The 18,043-nt window shown below is 38.5% G+C and carries 17 protein-coding genes and 1 pseudogene; all 18 read right to left on the minus strand.

Annotation, left to right across the window (positions count from 1 at the left end; all coding sequences use genetic code 11):
• Positions 1–38: 38 nt before the first annotated feature.
• The 18 genes and pseudogenes from WEEVI_RS00215 to WEEVI_RS00290 all read right to left on the minus strand — a co-directional run bounded on the left by WEEVI_RS00215 (position 39) and on the right by WEEVI_RS00290 (position 17,942).
• Positions 39–521 carry a DUF6985 domain-containing protein gene (locus WEEVI_RS00215; protein ID WP_013597166.1) on the minus strand — a complete coding sequence of 161 codons (483 nt, stop codon included), beginning with the start codon at positions 519–521 and terminating at the stop codon, positions 39–41.
• 150 nt (positions 522–671) lie between these two features.
• Positions 672–1,163, minus strand: coding sequence for a hypothetical protein (locus tag WEEVI_RS00220; RefSeq protein ID WP_260181930.1), 492 nt, complete (start codon positions 1,161–1,163; stop codon positions 672–674).
• A 53-nt stretch (positions 1,164–1,216) separates the two neighbouring features.
• Positions 1,217–1,375, minus strand: coding sequence for a hypothetical protein (locus tag WEEVI_RS11290; protein ID WP_013597168.1), 159 nt, complete (start codon positions 1,373–1,375; stop codon positions 1,217–1,219).
• Between the two features lie 106 nt (positions 1,376–1,481).
• Complete coding sequence (locus tag WEEVI_RS00225) at positions 1,482–2,156, minus strand: Imm43 family immunity protein (RefSeq protein WP_013597169.1); 675 nt, start codon at positions 2,154–2,156, stop codon at positions 1,482–1,484.
• 13 nt (positions 2,157–2,169) lie between these two features.
• The gene (locus WEEVI_RS00230) at positions 2,170–2,595 is read right to left on the minus strand and encodes an SMI1/KNR4 family protein (RefSeq protein ID WP_013597170.1); all 426 of its coding nucleotides are present in this window, start codon (positions 2,593–2,595) and stop codon (positions 2,170–2,172) included.
• Between the two features lie 38 nt (positions 2,596–2,633).
• Complete coding sequence (locus WEEVI_RS00235) at positions 2,634–3,020, minus strand: hypothetical protein (RefSeq protein ID WP_013597171.1); 387 nt, start codon at positions 3,018–3,020, stop codon at positions 2,634–2,636.
• A 24-nt stretch (positions 3,021–3,044) separates the two neighbouring features.
• Complete coding sequence (locus tag WEEVI_RS00240; RefSeq protein ID WP_013597172.1) at positions 3,045–3,515, minus strand: competence protein ComJ; 471 nt, start codon at positions 3,513–3,515, stop codon at positions 3,045–3,047.
• A gap of 71 nt (positions 3,516–3,586) precedes the next feature.
• The gene (locus tag WEEVI_RS00245; protein WP_013597173.1) at positions 3,587–4,108 is read right to left on the minus strand and encodes a hypothetical protein; all 522 of its coding nucleotides are present in this window, start codon (positions 4,106–4,108) and stop codon (positions 3,587–3,589) included.
• A 92-nt stretch (positions 4,109–4,200) separates the two neighbouring features.
• The gene (locus WEEVI_RS00250; RefSeq protein ID WP_013597174.1) at positions 4,201–5,049 is read right to left on the minus strand and encodes a YwqG family protein; all 849 of its coding nucleotides are present in this window, start codon (positions 5,047–5,049) and stop codon (positions 4,201–4,203) included.
• Positions 5,050–5,204: 155 nt separating this feature from the next.
• On the minus strand, positions 5,205–6,113 hold the full coding sequence (locus WEEVI_RS00255; protein WP_126414808.1) for a hypothetical protein: 909 nt from the start codon (positions 6,111–6,113) through the stop codon (positions 5,205–5,207).
• 235 nt (positions 6,114–6,348) lie between these two features.
• Positions 6,349–7,452 carry a hypothetical protein gene (locus WEEVI_RS00260; RefSeq protein ID WP_013597176.1) on the minus strand — a complete coding sequence of 368 codons (1,104 nt, stop codon included), beginning with the start codon at positions 7,450–7,452 and terminating at the stop codon, positions 6,349–6,351.
• Positions 7,453–8,167: 715 nt separating this feature from the next.
• A pseudogene (locus WEEVI_RS11665) lies at positions 8,168–8,572 on the minus strand (RteC domain-containing protein).
• Positions 8,503–8,991, minus strand: coding sequence for an RteC domain-containing protein (locus WEEVI_RS11670; RefSeq protein ID WP_432047020.1), 489 nt, complete (start codon positions 8,989–8,991; stop codon positions 8,503–8,505). The pseudogene WEEVI_RS11665 and the gene WEEVI_RS11670 overlap by 70 nt, the downstream one beginning before the upstream one ends.
• A 48-nt stretch (positions 8,992–9,039) precedes the next feature.
• Positions 9,040–11,094, minus strand: coding sequence for a heavy metal translocating P-type ATPase (locus WEEVI_RS00270; protein ID WP_013597178.1), 2,055 nt, complete (start codon positions 11,092–11,094; stop codon positions 9,040–9,042).
• Between the two features lie 108 nt (positions 11,095–11,202).
• Entirely contained in the window at positions 11,203–11,820 is a 618-nt protein-coding gene (locus WEEVI_RS00275) for a transglutaminase-like domain-containing protein (RefSeq protein WP_013597179.1), read from the minus strand.
• A 47-nt stretch (positions 11,821–11,867) separates the two neighbouring features.
• On the minus strand, positions 11,868–12,290 hold the full coding sequence (locus WEEVI_RS00280; RefSeq protein ID WP_013597180.1) for a Fur family transcriptional regulator: 423 nt from the start codon (positions 12,288–12,290) through the stop codon (positions 11,868–11,870).
• Positions 12,291–12,303: 13 nt separating this feature from the next.
• Positions 12,304–13,575 carry an efflux RND transporter periplasmic adaptor subunit gene (locus WEEVI_RS00285; protein WP_013597181.1) on the minus strand — a complete coding sequence of 424 codons (1,272 nt, stop codon included), beginning with the start codon at positions 13,573–13,575 and terminating at the stop codon, positions 12,304–12,306.
• Positions 13,576–13,583: 8 nt separating this feature from the next.
• The gene (locus WEEVI_RS00290) at positions 13,584–17,942 is read right to left on the minus strand and encodes a CusA/CzcA family heavy metal efflux RND transporter (protein ID WP_013597182.1); all 4,359 of its coding nucleotides are present in this window, start codon (positions 17,940–17,942) and stop codon (positions 13,584–13,586) included.
• Positions 17,943–18,043: the final 101 nt, after the last annotated feature.

An 18,043-nucleotide genomic window follows, 5' to 3' on the forward strand; every position in this document is an offset into this window, starting at 1 on the left:
TCCTTTTTAGTATTCAAAATTTTATTTCCGTTTTATCGTTATGTTTCTGCAATTCCACCCATCTTTACCAATTGATTATCCACGAATTTGAATTCAAGCCCATGTTCTGTATCCAAAAGGTATCTGATGGATAACCGGAGTATTTTGCCACCCGAAACTCTCAAAGCCGTCATGTCTTTAATGGCGTCGTTGTGTTTTTCTACACTGTCGATATTTAGTGCTGGTTTCCCAGATTTATCAGGATTTTCGTAGAAATGTGCATATAATTCTAAATATCTTTCAAACGCTTTATTCTGGATGCTTTGGAGTTTACTCTCAATATCCTCAATAAACATTTGGTAGGTTTCTGCAAATTCCGTCAGTTGCTGTTCGGTAGGGAAATCTTCTATTTCTTCGCCGTCTTCATCGCCCAAAAAAATTTCAATATTTTGTTCGTTAAAAAACGGGTGAGAAAAAGTAATATCGGAAGTAAACTCTGCCCAATCATCTTCTTTTATCGTTCCCCAAAATTTGTGCGTCATTATTTTTTTAATTTAGAAGTTAAAGTTTTATCTCCGTTCTATCGTGATTCATCAGCACTATGTAAGCAAATGAGAAGCAATTACCATATCAGTGTGAGACTTATGAAAAGTTTGGCATTGATTAAATCCCGTTAAATCAAAAAGTTGAAATTATTGTTTAACCTCCCGAAAATCAATTTTTAAACCTTGATTTTCTACCTGTTGTTTGAACAACTCTGTAAATCCTACAATATTTTGTCTGGATGTGTTTTTAACACAATAAACAGTATTGTGAATCTCTTTCATAAATACTGGCGTTTCTACAAAAGGCTCATCTTCATCCCCTAACCACTCATCATATTCTGATTTCTCTTCATTTAAAATACTTTGAATGTTGGTTATTTTCCCAATATAACAATTAATGATTTCATTATCTACCATTAGCTCTGCTTCAAAAAACTGCATTTCGTCTTTGAGTAGAAGATTCATTTTTTCATAAAAATCAGTAGAAAACACCAACAGACTATCTATGCTGTCATATTTATCAGTAAGTTTAATATTCTTAGTGTTAAAACCTTCCTGTCCCCTAAATTTAGGCTTGGTATTTAGTTCGCCTTCATCATATAAGAAATAAAATTTTATCTCCGTTCTATCGCGATTCATCAGCTCTATGTAAGCCTCTGAATTGAGCAGTTTACTGTAAATGGAATATAGTTTCATTTTTCTTGTATCATTATGGTTTTGAACTCGTTGGAAAACAAAACATTGAGTTCGTTTTCATTGAAGGTATCGTGATAGGCTTCTTTTATTTTGTCGGAGGAAGTCACTGCCAAAAATCCACCAATAAAAAATACAATAGCAATATTTCGTTTCATGTTTTACTTTTTTAAAAATTCTTTATAGCGTTTTTGATTTTTCTGTGTTCGATGTTATTGCTGTATGGGTAATTTCTACGAAACAGTTACGAGCGGGAGGAAATCATTAAAACTCCCAATCTTCCTTATTTAATTCTTCCCATTCTTTCATGGTGTACAGGGTGGGATTTTTAAATTTTGCTTCAATATCCTCCTTCAGTTGCTTATTTACAAATAATTCATTCTCATAGCCGAGCTGTGTTGTCATTAGAAAATTTTTGGATGAATGCGTGATAGCTCTGGGATGAGAACTCTCATCCTCACTCGTAAATATACCAACCTCTTCGGTTGTAATTTCCCACCAATAAAACCTAAGCAAATAAAACTTTTCTTCTGTTAGTTTTTTCCCTTTTGTATCCAATATATGTGCGATGCTTTTGCCGTTTTCGTAGTTGAATCCATTAATTACCATATATTCGTAGAGTTTCTCGGATACGATGAAAAAGTTATTGTATACAAGGAGGTCGAAGTGAACGCCTTTGACCTTTTTCAAACAGATCACCACCTCTTCGGGCATTGCTGCAACATCTTTTACAGGTGTGGCCCCAACCCACGGAAATACGAAATCAGGATGTGTCTTCTTCGGATTAAAAACCTCCGAAATACCAATGTCTCCCGATGCAGCAAGCGGAATTCCCAGTGCTGCCATTTCATCTACTTTTTCAATGGGGATTCCCCAAATCAGCAATTCTTTTTCACTGTCCGGTGATTTCAATAGTTGTTTTTTTGCTGCTTCTTGCATACCCTATCCTTTCTTAAAAATAAAAATCTTCATCCTCAAAACCATCATCGAGAAGTTCAGTGATGGTTTCGGCGGTCTTTTCAACTTCACCGGTCTCGTGATGCCAGATAAAAATTTCTTCGCCAAGTTTCTTGCCTCCGTCTGTAGTGAGCAGTACCAAGTGGTCTCCACAACCGTTTCCTGCAATGGCAACGGCATCGTCTGGGAAGTTTATCCATTCTCTTGCTTGTTTGGTTTCGAGCCCGATATGGTTGCAGGTGCGACTGATTCTCTTCTTATCCGATTGATCGAAAAACGGATAAAGTTGCCAATTGTCGTCTTCGGTAAATACTTCTCCACCGTTTTCTTGTATCATTTTGGTTTTGAACTCGTTGGGAAACAAAACATTGAGTTCGTTTTCTGTGTCGGTAATGAATTTTTCGTCTAATGGAAATGCCATGTTTTCCTGTTTTTAAGGGTGAAAATTTTATTTACTCGTCATTCCTTAAGATTCAAATAATAATCATCATACGATTCTTCATAAAGGTCTTTTACGCTTTCATCGTATATTAAAACTTCTGCAAATAACTTCTCTTTAAAATCCGGTATCAATGTTAATCTGTATTTAGTGAATACAAGAATATAATCATCCACCAGCGGATTTTCTTCCTTTAAGAACTCCTCTAAATTGTTGAAGTTGATTTCGTTTCCGTTGAGTTTGAAGTTTGGAATATCACGAACCGACACGGTTATTAAAACCGGACGACCGTTTTGCTCTTCAAACTCCAAACGGTATAGAGATGCATCAAATTTTTGTTGCTCTGTTTCCTCTTTACTTTGTCCTAAAGTAAAACCATCAAGACGATCGTTTTCAATGCTGATCATATTTTCCTTTTTAGTATTCAAAATTTATTGTACTATTAATAATTCGTCTTTTTTGCCTCCGAAATTGTCATCCATCACAAAACGGGCTTCTTTTTCGCCACCAAAAGAGACAAAGGTAAATTGATAATACACCTCTGAAACCTCTTCGGATTCGCAGATTTCAAAATATCCCGTATAAGTTCCTTCTTCTGGCGAAACCAATAAGGTGTGCTCTGCCGGCACCGATGAGAGCACCAAATCTCCGACCACCGTAAAAGGAAATTTGATAATTCTCAACGCGTCTTTGGATGCCGTAAATTCGTGTTGAAAACTTACCGTTACCATTGCTGCAAAATCGCCATCAACAATGGGGTCGAATGTTACATGCGATGCTGTCAAAATTGCACCCTGTATAATATCCTCTTTGCTCCATTGTTCGTTTTTGGGGTTAAAATCTCCGCTTCTTAAATGAATTTGATGGTGAGAAATTTCTAAATCAATTTGCTGTGAGTTCATAATTTTTCCTTTTTAATCTTTTGTATCCTTTAATAAGTTGAATTTTATTATTTTATTGACCACGTTTTACTTTATCTAACTATACTAATTACAGGATAAATTTTCATCGAATAAGGCAGATACTTAATGGTAACACGTTCTCCACTGGTAATCAGTCTATTCATATCGATATCAAGCATAGAGGCTTTTGCGTACGTTCCATCGGGCAACGGAAATACAAAATGGCATCTGTAGGCCGGTCTGTAATTTAAGATTATACCCGAGTTCGATTTTTCATACATCAATGCTTTAGCTTCTGTACCGAATTGGTTGGCAATAGATTGTTCCACCCTACCGCCTGTGCGGAAAACGATTGAAATGCTTATTATAAGTAAAAAATAGACTATCCCTCCAACACTCCAGAATTTATCCAAAAATTTCTTTCGTTCTTTTTTATTTCTTGCACCTGACTTAGCAGCGATTTTCTTCATGAAGGACGAAGAAATAATAAAATAATAAGGTAGAAAAAAGATTAAAATTAGTAACAAAGGAACACCAATTATGCTTTTAAACGTCATGGCTATGATTGTGGCTAAAATTTCAAGTATGATCATAATTTTGATTGCTTATTATTTCACTTTTAAATGAATTTGGTGGTGAAAAATCTCTAAATCAATTTTTTTGCGAGTTGGTTTTAAAATGATGATTAATAACTTTGTAATACTTGCCAAGCCCGCTCGAAATGTCTGTTTTTCAAATCCTCCTCGGTTATCCAGAAATAGAGGCAGGCTTCGTCGCCAAGAGCGATTCCGTGGTCGTTGCTCGTATTAATTTGGCAGAGCAGCTTCCAGCGAGATACCTGCTCGCGGTATTGATTAATTTTTGGGTCGCGATATGCCGCAGAAGTTCCGCAGTAGATGCCATGATGAACCAATTCGCACATCAGTTCCATACCGTTTTGGATGTTATTGGAGTGCCCCAACAATTTGTGTATCGCTTCGCCGCTGGACATCTCATCCAGCAAATCTAAATAATCATCTTCCTGCTCTTCCGTAATATCTGCATTTGCTAAATGACTTGAAATTTCGGAAACTTCCTCAACGGTTTTGAACGATAGCGATGAAGCTCTATATTCTGTGGCTCCTTCCGGGGTTGGCACCCGCTCCAGAGCCTCCTGCGGACCTTCATAAAAAAATACGCGGCTGCCGACCTTGTTCTTCGGATCAAATCCCCATGAAAAATATTTGACATCGTAAAAGAAATAAAGCATTCCGCTGGATGGAAGTTCATGCCCGGCATCAAAAGGATGAATTTCAGCCAAATTAATTTGTGCAAAAAAACTCATCGGGTCTCCCGTTTCCTCATTGGTTAACCAAGGCTGCCCTTTGGGCAAATCCGGACAACCGCCTAATTTGGAAGCTCCGGTTTTTATGGTTTGTTCATCGCTTTGCACTTCTCCCGGAAGCATGTGAATGGCGGCCCGGGCTTGGGGTGCCAGCACCTCGAATACTTCGGTGAAACCGTATTTTTGAAACTGCTCTTTTAGTTTATTCATTGAATTATTTTTTTTTAGGATTTTATAAAGTTTTTAATGATTTCTAACGGATTCATAGTATTGCTTTTGATAGCTGAGTTTATTTGTAAAATTTTTCATATCAACGGCAACCAGTGGAACACTCGCACCGGCGGGGTTATTGCGTCCTCTCCCAATTAAACACTTTTAAAAAAATTCAAATTCATTTCCAATAATTTATTTTTTTCCTCTATAGTCATAACAGGTTTGCAATTCAAAAATTCCAAATATTTTAAGGTTTTTATCTGAGATATATTTTCATATCCCGTAACTTTCTTACAGTTTTGAATAATCAACTCTTCTAACTCACAAGAGTCGTCTATATCCTTCAAATCTAAAGTTGATAAACAATTGTTTAAGAGCAAATGTTTTAACTTATGCTTATTAATCAATAACAATAGATTTTGTTTCTTATTTAATGAATTGATTATTACCAACCCCTTTAAGTTAATATCAGAAAGGTTGGATAAAGTCACTTTTGCAGGAATATTTTGAAGTTTTAAGAAATCAAGGTGGCCTAAAAATTCAATAGCACTCAAATCAAAAATGTTGTTATCTTCTAAATCCATAGAAAATGACTTGATTTTTTTCATTGCAGAGGTATTTATTATTTCACATGTAGGAAAATTGATAAATAAATTTATAATATTTCCCAAACGGCCACCATCTAATAATATTTTGGGATTCTCAAGCCCTAACAACCTGTTTATAACCAAGGTTTTTAATTGATGAAACACCCCAGAGTTTATGAACTTTTCATCTTTTAGCATACTGCATGGAATTGATAGGGCTTCAAGATTTTCTAACTGGTATACCCACTCAGGAAGTTTTTCAATAGCGTCATACTCCGCGCACTCTACTGATAACGCAGTAATCTTAGGAAAAACACATTCATTTGGGATATTTTCCAAATGTGCATAACCTTGAATCCTATTTTTAGGAATATAATAATCGTCTGTTGTGCCGGATGAAAAAATATAAAATATTTTTTCATACCAATTATGAAAGAGAAAATGACTATAAAGTATAGGCTGATAATTCATCACTCACATCCTTTTTGAATAGCATGACTAGTTTTTTATACTGAAACACTTGCTCCTCCGCCGGCACGAGCATCTTGTTCGTGTCTTTTAAATGCCAACAGCAACCAGCGGGACGCTCGCACCGGCGTCTCCGAACAAGACATAAACTTCGTTGTCTTTGACCACTTTTTTATAAAGCGTTGGTATTTTTCCGCTAATTCTATTTCATTTTTTAGCATAACTTTCCTTGATATGGTTTTTATTCCTTATTCTTCCTTTTACTGATAATTTCATTCAACAATTCCGCCAGTTCTTCTTTCGAAAAATCGTCGAGATTGATGGTGTTTTCTTTATTGGAAATAGGGTTTAGAAGTTCGATAACCTTGGGTTCATCCCGGAGATACAACAATTCCCATTTTCCTGTTTGGGTTTTATGGAGGTCATTCAGCATTACAATTTGTTTGAAAGAAGCTTGGTGCGTTTGTCCACGTTCGTCTGTATAGATTACATTAAATTTCATTTGTGGTTGCTCGTTGATGTACACACCCGTTTGCGATACTTCTGTAACATCTCCGATGGCCTTTTTGCCGTAGAGCAACAGTTTGTTTTGGGTTTTACTGTTTAATCGTTCGAAAATTCTACCCGAAAATACAGAATCGAACGTTTTATAAACAAAAATCCCTATATACGGTGATACTACCCAAGGAAAGAATATGTGCAAAAATCGTAATCCTCTTCCATTGCTGTATAGATGATATTCTATAACAAAACTAACCACACAGTACAACAAGCAAAACGCAATGAATAAATAAGTAGAAATAGGAGTTTTCATTACGATTTCTCCATCGGCAAAGTAGTAGGGAACATCGGCATTACTATCGACGGGCAAGACCAATGACAAATAGTTTCCTTTCTCAAATCTCTTTTGGCTGGGTTTGCTGTCGACTAACTCGAGCGAGCCAGTCATTTTTGTTCCAACATGGTTTTCAAACTCAAAGACAAGATGTAGAACTTGATCTCCGTTAGATACTTTTGTAGAAAATTTGTCATTAAACTCTTCGAGAAATTCCAGCTCTTCGTCTGTCGAATCTCCTTGTATGCTAATAACTTTCTTTTCAAGAATTTTCGCCTCAACTTTTTTCCCGTTCCGTCTCATGTTTTCTACTTTCCCTGCCATTTTCCGCGGCACAATGATGCTTTTCCAAAAACGGATGCCAATAAACACCAACCAACCCACTACTCCTATAACAAAATAAACCATTGCCATGATCGGAGAAGTTTCTATAAATGGAGGGATATCTATAAAGAACAGCGGGAATACAAACACCCAAAAGTCTCCAAAAAGTCTAAAGAAAGTTTTCATGATATTAAGTTGATTTTATTTGATACGCGCGATGATACTTTATGTTTAGAAATTGATCTATTTTAAAATAGACAATTTGTTTTTTCTGTTTTATGAAAATCGATCTGCGAATAGCTTCTTTTCGTACATGAAGTTTTCGAAATTTCATGTAAAAGGATTGTTTTTCTGTCACAATTTAAAAATAAAATCACCTCCTCATGTTAATTGGATATTAATTCTTGCATCTGACAGTATTTTTCTCTCGAATGCGCATTTGAAAAACAAAAAGCGATAGGAGTCGAAATTCTAGAAAATATAAAAAAACAAGTAGAATTTTAATGTTAGATATTTTTTTTCATAAACAGACTGTAATGTCAGACTGTGTAAATAAGTCTTCGCTAGATTTCTATTTAAAACAAATAATTGATAAGAAACCTATTGTATAAAAATAACGATCTTTAATAATATTTATTTTAAAGTTTTCAGGAAAAAGCCTTTTCGGTTGAATACAAGGCTCTTATGTGGGTTATCAAAGATAGTCAAGTAACGATTTGGTAACGGTGCTTATTGCTTTGCTTTTCAACACGTTTCCGTTAGCTCACAGCAAATATACAAAATTTATTATTCTCAAAACCATACAAAGGATTTTAATATCCGATTATTACACTTGGTAAAACAGGACAAGAAAAAAGGGCTTTTATTAAACCCTTTTTACGCTGTACAGATATAGCAAACCCTACCTACCGTCCTGCTCGTCCATTTTTTTGATAAGGCTTTCTTTAAGGCTGTCAAGGAATTTAGTTCTGTTCATTTTTCGGGATTTGAGTTCTAAAAACGTGTGATAGAAATCTCCCAAATCAACATTAAAAGTGCTTTCAAAGACTTTGACGATAGGTTTAATATCTGCATTGGCGTTATTGAATATGCCTTGTGAATGTAGTGCATAAATCAATTCGGTTAAAGCGGTCTTGCTACCTGTCCAATGCAGGGTTGTCGGTTTGTCGCTTGTGGCTGTTTTTGATAGTTGGTCTTCGAGGTAGTCCTGTATCTAATCATTGGCAATAATCTTTGCTACTTTGTAATCGTGGGAAGTGGAAAAACTGTGGTCGGTTTCAAAAAATAGAATGTGTCCAAACTCAATTGAACATTGTGCTTGCCACGAACAAAATAGGTGTGGTCAAGATAAGTGCTGTCGGTTCTGTAATAGCTGTAAAACGCCATATTGTTATCAAAAAACCTTTTGAGCTTTGATAATTCTTTATTGAAATATTCTTCCAAAACTTCTTTTCCGCCATAAGGTCTTTTGGCTTCAATCTTATACACAGCATTGTAATAAATGAGCTTTGCAACGATGGTAGGTTTCTGATGTTTGAAAAAACGGATTTCTTCGTCTTCATCGCTGAACCCTGTTTTTAGCACATATTCCTTTAATTCGGATAGGCATTCTACAATAAGAAGTATAACAGCTTCTATCCGTTGTATGGAGCAATCAGCTTCAACCTCCAATTCGTTGACTGTTGTTTTTAACCTATGTAATGTTTCGTTGTAAAATTTATTCATTCGATTATTTTGAAATGTTCCTTTTCAAAACTCATAAATTGAAGGGGTTTAAAATTTCATTCGCTGTATTCTTACCGCATTTAAAATTGCCAATAACGCTACGCCAACATCCGCAAAAACAGCTTCCCACATTGTCGCCAATCCACCTGCTCCAAGTACGAGTACAATAGCTTTGACACCGAAAGCCAAACCGATATTTTGCCAAACGATTTTCTTTGTCTGTTTACCGATGTTGATTGCCATAGGTATTTTACTTGGCTTATCGTCCTGTATGACCACATCTGCGGTTTCGATAGTGGCATCACTCCCTAATCCACCCATTGCGATACCTACGTCGCTCAATGCCACAACAGGAGCATCGTTTACACCATCGCCCACAAAAGCAACGCTTTCGCCTTTGGCTTTGATGTCTTTAACTCTGTTTACTTTGTCTTCGGGCAATAAATCTCCAAAGGCATTGTCTATCCCCAACTGCTCCGCTACATATTTCACAACGGTACTTTTATCTCCGCTAAGCATCGTTGCTTTAACATTGAGCTTATGCAATAGGGTTATGGTTTCTTGTGCATCTTCTTTGATACTGTCGGCAATCGTGATGTAACCAACAAATTTGCTGTCGTATGCAACGGCAATAGTTGTATAAACGATGCTGTTCGGGTCTAAGTCGTATGATATGCCGAACTTACCCATCAGTTTGAAATTCCCGACCAATAAATCCTTACCGTTTACCGTTGATTTCAAACCGTGTCCGGCGATTTCCTCCGTATTTTCCAATCGAATTTCATTATTCGGTCTCCCCACGTATTCGTGAATAGCGGTTGCTACGGGGTGTGTGCTATGGCTTTCCAAAATGTTGACTAATTCCAGAATTTCAGCTTTATCAAATTCGGGATTGAAGTTGATATCCTGAACCTTAAAAACGCCCTCTGTCATTGTACCTGTCTTATCCATCACTACGTTTTGAATATCGGAAAGAGCATCTAAAAAGTTACTTCCTTTGAACAGTATTCCATTTTTGCTCGCAGCACCAATACCACCGAAATAACCTAAGGGAATGGAAATAACCAACGCACAAGGGCAGGAAATAACCAGGAATACCAAAGCCCTGTACAGCCAATCTCTAAACTCATAATTTTCCACAAAGAAATAAGGCAGTAGGCAAATGGCTATGGCTAACAGCACTACAATAGGCGTATAGATTTTTGCAAATTTCCGGATAAATAATTCCGTTGGTGCTTTTTGTGCAGTGGCGTTTTGCACCAATTCTAAAATCTTGCTCAACTTACTGTCGGTGTATGCGGTCGTAACTTTTACCTGCGATACGGTGTTGAGATTTATCATCCCTGCCAAAACGGTTTCGCCTTTGTTTTTTGTATCTGGTTTGCTTTCGCCTGTTAAAGCCGATGTATTGAAAGATGCCGTTTCGGACAACAGTTCTCCGTCTAAGCCTAATTTTTCTCCCGGTTTAAGCTGTATAATTTCGCCAACGGCAACAGTTTCTGCCTTTACGGTTTGCGGTTCATTGTTTTTTAAAACGGTTACTTCATCGGGTCTTTGGTCAAGCAAAGATTTGATGTTTGATTTTGCCCTCGAAACAGCCATTGTCTGAAAAACTTCGCCAACGGCATAGAACAACATTACCGCAACGCCCTCGGGATATTCGCCAATGGCAAATGCCCCGATAGTTGCAATGCCCATCAAAAAGAACTCCGAGAAAATCTCGCCTTTGCGAATACTCTCAACGGCTTCTTTGAGTACGGGCAGTCCAACAGGAGCATAAGCCACCACGTACCAAATAATCCGTACCCAATCGGTAAACCACGTCTGCGGAAACCAATTATCCATTGCAATACCTGCAAGCAACAGCGCAAGGGAAATAATGGCGGGAAGAAACATCTTGAAAACATTGTCAGTATCTCCTGAATGCGAATGGTCGTGTCCGTCATCATCACTGTGGTCGTGATTATGCCCGTCATTTTTGTGATGCCCTTTTACCAATTCCTTAGCACCTGCTTTGGTGTAGATTTTTTCTTCCTGTGTGCAACAAGTCATTTTGCCTTGTGCATCGTAAGTATGCTTGTGATTTTTGTCTGTATTTATCATAGCCTTTAATTTTTTAGGTTCGTTACACTTTTTTATTTCTTATTCTTTCTACATTATTATTCATTATATGCCTCACGATATGCTGAAAAATAAACTTCTTGAAAGCGTTCAGTTCTTGTTGATGTTTTCATAAAACGCATCGGGTGTATCAAAAACGCCAAAGTCCCGATTGATGCCTTTATCCTGAATAAATGTATTATTGAGGTTCCATTCAATCGGCGGGTTCTCAAAATTATCGGTATAAACCCCGAAACCGCAAAAAGTGGTCTTGCAATCACTGTTCTGTTCCTGTAATTTAGTGAGGTACGGTTTATCCAAAATCACGCCCTCCAAAAAATACCATTGCTCGTTTACCCAAACTTCAACCCAGCTATGCAAGATATTCTTAGGCGATAGTCTGTACCAAATACCTGTAATAGCTCCTTTCTGCAATGCCTTGTCAATGGTAAAGCCGTGAATACGGTTAGGTACATCTGTTGCTCTTAACAAAGCCATTAATAAAGTGGCTTTTGTGTTGCATTGTCCGTACCCGTCATTCAGCACCTGCGATGCGGAAATATAATCAGAAACATTATAGCCAAACTTTATTTCGTCCCGTACAAAATTGTAAATGGCTTGAACTTTGGCAACGGTGTCCAAGTTTTCCCACCCTCTCTGCTCCAATAGCTTTTGTATGGAAGCATTGGAGTAGTCAAGGATTTTTGTTTCTTTAAGATAGGTGTCCATAACACATTTATATTTATAACAAAGTTACACAGGGAGAGCCTGCAATGCTATTGCAAACTCTCCTTTAAACAGTTTTCACAAATTCCCTTACCAAATAATTTTAGTTCGTCGATACGGTAATTCTGACTTCCATTCTGCGGTATTATAAAATCCTCCTTACAGGTTGTCTGCTTACAAATCTTACAATAGAAATGTAAGTGCCAATCCTTGTGTGTATTTTCATCACACCCATCGTGGCACAGAATATACTTGACCGTAGTGTTCTCCTGAATACTGTGTACAATGCCTTTTTCTTCAAAAGTTTTCAAAGTCCTGTAAATCGTAACCCTGTCTGCTTTATAAAAATGGCTCTCAATTTCAGATAAGGACATTGCTGTCTGCTGTTGCTCCAAGAAGTCGTACACCAATATCCGCATACTTGTCGGATTGGTGTTCTTTGACAACAGCTTCTGTTCAATGTTTTTTTTCATTATCCAATGTTTTTTAGTGAGCGTGGGCGTGTTCTCCCGAATCATCCATTTTTGCATTCACAAAAAACGCGCCTTTTACCACGATATGCGCACCGTGCGGAATTTCACTTACAGGTGTAATTGCCGTATAACCCAATTGCGTAGCACCTTTAACGACTTCCATTCTTACAAATTGAGTTCCTTTTTCAGAACCGTGGTTATGGTCGTGAGCTTCGCCCTCTTTATGGTCGTGAGCTTCTTCTTCCCGCTCCTTGACCAAAAAGATGTAATACTTTCCGTCTGCATTGACAATAGCATCGTTGGGTACAGCCGTACTTAATACATCATCTAAACTTACCATTCCGGTTATACTCATTCCGTCAATCAATCCTGCTTTATCTCCTGTAATCTTGCTGTGAACAGCAATAGTTTTACTCTCTCCGCTAAAGGATGAGCCGATACTATAAACTTCGGCAGAATAAGTCTTATTGGGATTGTTGGTTACGACAAAATCTATTTTCTGACCTATTTTGATTAAAGGAATATCCTTTTCATACACCTGTAAGTCCAAGTGCAGGGCTGTGTTTTCTATGATTTCAGCAATAGGCGATGACACATCTACATAGCTTCCGATTTTGGCGAAAACATTGCTCACAGTACCGCTTATCGGACTTGTAACGACCAACGAGGATTTAAGATTGGAATTTGACAGGGAAGCCGGATTAATGCCCATCATTTGGATTTGTTGTTGTAACGATGCTTTTCGTGTTCTCAACGTGTTCAATTCGGTAGTGGCACTTTGCAGGTTTTTCTTTGCACCTGCATTTCCCTCGTTCAGCTCTCTTTGTCTTGCCACTTCCTGCTCTGCAAATTCTATCCGGCTATTGATGCTTAGGTATTCTTCCTGCAATTGTATGAATTGCGGATTGGAAATAGTAGCGATAACCTGACCTTTCCTTACGAAATCGCCTATCTCCACATTAAGGGATTTGATAACACCACCAAACAACGAGGTTGCATTCGCCTTGTTGCTGTTGGGAACTCTTAATGCTCCATTGGCTTTCAATGTTGCGGATAATTGCTTCTGTTCAATTGAACCGATTTCAATACCCACCGCTTTCATCTGCTCATCGGTCAGCACTGCAACATTTTCTTCTTCTTCTTCGTGTTCGTCCGTTGTTGTTTCTGCTTCCGTTCCGTGATTATGCCCATCGCCCTCTTTATGATTATTTGTACAGGCGTTGAAAGCAAAGAATGCAACGAGGACAAGAACGCTAAAAACTATATTATTTATGATACGTTTCATATATTGTATTATTTACTGATTAATGAATGGATAAGCGTTACAGCCTCATTGATTTGCTGAATGCTATTTAAATAATTAAGCTGAATGTCTGCTGTTGTCTGCAAGGCAAATAGGTACTCCACATAAGAAATATCTCCGGTACTGTACCCCAGCTTTGCAGCATTGATAATCTCATCAGCATTGGGAAGTGCCTGCTCCTTGAAATAGGTAAACTGCGCTACATATTGTTCGTATTGTTTCAAGGCGTTTGCCAATTCCGTTTTAAGCTGTTGTTCCTGCCATTGCGCATTTAATTCCAATGATTGTTTCTTGTAATCAAGCGAGCGAATTTTTGCTTTGGTGGTGGTAAAAATTGGGATTGTAATACCTAAATCAACAAAACTAAACCGCTGTCCTTTGCCATAAAATTGCTCTACACCATTTTTACTGTGCATTCCTATCAGCGATATGTTATTATAACCGAATGTAAAATCAGGCAAGCTGTTTGCTCTTTCCAATTTCTTGTTCTGCTCGGCAATTTTCGCCTCTTGATACAATAACTGGATGCTCGGATGATTTGCAACAGCCGAACTGTCAATGAAAGAACTTAACAGCAATGGTGTATAATCCGGTTGCGGTTCTATTAAGAAGTCTTCCTGTGTCTGCATCAGATTTTTAAGGCTTTGATAGGCGTTCTGCCTTAAAACCTCGTTCTGTTGATACAAAAGACTTATTTCCCCTTTCTTGGTAGTCGCAGTATTAACGTCCAGTTTGCCTATATCTCCGGTTTTGTACCGCAGTTCTGCTACGCGGATAAAGTCTGCATAAATAGTATCAAGATACTTTAAAACCGAAGCATTATGCTCCAAATATTCCAACTGGTAATAATAGGTTCTTACCTGTTTTCTAAGTTCATTTTCTGTCAGAGCCTTTGACCATTGCCGACCTTTGACTTGCTCTTTGACCAAGTTTTTCTTTGCCCCAAAGAGCGTTGGAAAGGGTATGGTCTGCGAAATCTGGAAGCCGTTATCAAATTCGAAACTGTTAATATTCCCATATTGGAAATCTACACCGGTCTTCGGCAGTTCATACGCCGTCTTGCTAAGGCTTTGGGCAGATTGAATATCCATATTTTTGGAACGTAGCTGAGGGTTATTCTCCACAGCAATCTCGATAGCCTTATCTACATTTATCGGAGTTTGTGCCTTACCGTTTTGAGAAAATCCCAAGAACATAAACAGGAACAACACGGGTGCTATGGCTTTCGTTTTATTATTTTTCGGAGGTTTTTGGTTTCTCATAAATACGAGGTACAGCAAGGGCAGCACGAACAACGTCAATGCAGTTGCTGAAATCAATCCTCCGATAACGACCGTTGCCAACGGTTTTTGTACTTCTGCACCTGCACTTGTACTCAATGCCATTGGTAAAAAACCTAAACTTGCCACAGATGCTGTCATCAATACAGGCCTAAACCTTGTTTTAGCTCCCTCGATAATTCTCGGAACAATCTCGTTCCAACCCTCTTTCTCCAGTCTATTGAACGTGGCAATCAGTACAATCCCGTTCAGAACAGCAACACCGAACAGAGCAATAAATCCGACACCTGCCGATATGCTGAATGGCATATCCCGCAATAAAAGGGCAAATACGCCTCCAATGGCACTCATCGGGATAGCCGTATAGACCAAAACGGCTTCCTTGAACGAATGGAACGTGAAGTATAACAGGATAAAAATCAAAAGCAGGGCGATAGGTACTGCTATGAGTAATCTGTCGGTAGCTTTTTGGAGGTTCTCAAACTGACCACCATAAGTAAAATAATAACCTGTCGGTAGCTTAATCTGTTCAGCCAATTTATCCTGAATTTCATTGACAACGCTGGCTACATCCCGCCCCTGTACGTTGAAGCCGACATATATCCTGCGTTTACCGCCTTCACGGCTGATTTGTGCGGGCCCTAATTTGTAATCAATGTTTGCAACCTGTGAAAGCGGTATTTGGTCGCCGTTTGGTAGTGGGATAAACAGATTGCTCACATCCTCAATGGAACTGCGGTGGGCTTCATCAAGCCGTACCACCAAATCAAATCTTCGTTCGTTTTCATAAATCACACCTGCTGATTTACCTGCGAACGCAGTGCTGACAATATCGTTTATTTCCTGTACATTCAAGCCGTAATTGGCTATTCGGGTACGGTCATATTCGATATTGATTTGGGGAAGACCTGCTACCCGTTCTACCTGCGGAGCAGTCGCACCTTCTACTGTTTGAATAATAGCATTCGCTTTATTGGCATAAACCAACAAACTGTCGAGGTCTTCTCCGAATATCTTAACGGCTACATCCTGCCTGATACCTGTCATCAGTTCATTAAACCGCATCTGTATCGGCTGATTGGCTTCAAAGAATACACCGGGAATAACTTCAAGTTTCTCCATCATTTCATTGGAAAGCTCGTCATAGGATTTTTTTGTTTTCCATTCGTCCTGCGGTTTTAGGATAATCATCAGGTCAGTGGCTTCGGGAGGCATCGGGTCTGTCGGTACTTCGGCAGCACCAGTCTTGCCTACGACCATTCTCACTTCGTCAAATTCCTTGATTATCCTTGATGCCTGCATAGAGGTTTCCAGACTTTGGCTTAACGATGTTCCTTGTGGCAGGATACAGTGGAAAGCAAAATCGCCCTCGCCCAATTTTGGCAGGAACTCTCCGCCCATCCGTGAAAAAAAGAATATACTTATGGTAAACAGCCCAACGGCAACCGCAATAACCACATATTTCATCCGAATGGCTTTTTCTAACAATGGTTTATAAACCCCTTGAAGATAGTCCATCATTTTGTCTGAAAAATTCTTTTTGGTAATCGGCTTTTTAGACAAACACAAAGCACTCATCATCGGGATATAGGTAAAGGACAAAATCAATGCTCCCAAAATGGCAAAACTTACAGTCTGTGCCATTGGCGTAAACATTTTACCCTCTATACCCACCAAAGTAAGGATAGGGATATAGACAATGAGGATGATAACTTCGCCAAATGCGGCACTCGTACGAATTTTCCGTGCAGATTCATATACCTCTTCATCCATTTCTGCCTGCGTAAGTCTTTGTGTGGATTTCCGCAAGCCCAAATGATGCATTGTCGCTTCAACAACAATCAGGGAACCATCTATTACCAATCCGAAATCAATAGCCCCCATACTCATCAGGTTGGCACTTACACCAAACAGCCGCATCATTCCCAACGCAAAAAGCATAGATAGCGGTATGGCTGAGGCTACAATCAGTCCTGCTCTGAAATTCCCCAGGAATAGAATTAATACAAAAATAACAATCAGTGCGCCCTCAATGAGGTTCTTTTGAACCGTACTTATCGCTCTATCAACCAAATCCATTCTGTCTAAAAATGGTTCTATGACCACGTCTTCGGGTAGAGATTGTTGGATAACCGGTATTTTTTCTTTGATACTTTTTACAACTTCAGAGGTGTTTTCTCCCTTCAACATCATTACAATCCCACCCACAGCATCTACTTCGCCATTATAGGTCAATGCTCCGTACCGGGTTGCGTGACCAAATTGTACTTCTGCCACATCTTTGATAAATACCGGAACGCTACCTGTATTTTTAACGACGATATTTCCTACATCTTCCAATGAAGTAACCAGACCAATCCCGCGAATAAAGTAAGCATTGGGCTTCTTATCGATATATGCACCTCCGGTATTTTGGTTGTTGTTTTCGAGGGCGGTAAAAATATCGGAAATACTAACGTCCATTGCCTTGATGCGGTTTGGGTCGATAGAAACTTCGTACTGTTTAAGCAAACCACCGAAACTATTGACTTCTGCAATTCCCGGAGTACCGTAAAGTTGTCTGGCAACAATCCAGTCCTGCATTGTCCGCAAATCCATTGCGGAATATTTGTCTTCACTGCCTTCTTTGGGATGAAGAATATATTGGTACACTTCGCCAAGACCTGTACTGACAGGAGCAAGTTCAGGTGTTCCAATCCCGTCAGGTATCTGGTCTTGTGCTTCTTTCAGCTGTTGGCTTACTAACTGTCGTGCAAAATAAATATCGACATTATCTTGAAAGACAACGGTTACAACAGATAATCCAAATCTTGAAACACTTCTTATCTCTTCTACTTTTGGAAGATTAACGATACTTTGCTCTACGGGAAATGTTACTAATTGTTCTACTTCTTGTCCTGCCAATGTAGGCGACAGGGTAATAATCTGAACCTGATTATTGGTAATATCAGGCTGGGCATCAATAGGGATTTTGGTGGCACTCCATACCCCCCAAATGATAAGTAACAAGGTCATCAATCCTATGATGAACTTATTCTTTATGGAGAATTTTATAATATTATCTAACACTTTTTGTTGCGATTAATGATGAATTAATAATGATAAAATCATAATGATTGTGTTTTTAGGCAATATAAATAGCCTAAAAACCGAGCTAACGCTGTTTGCGT

Source organism: Weeksella virosa DSM 16922 (genome assembly GCF_000189415.1).
Classification (GTDB): Bacteria; Bacteroidota; Bacteroidia; order Flavobacteriales; family Weeksellaceae; genus Weeksella; species Weeksella virosa.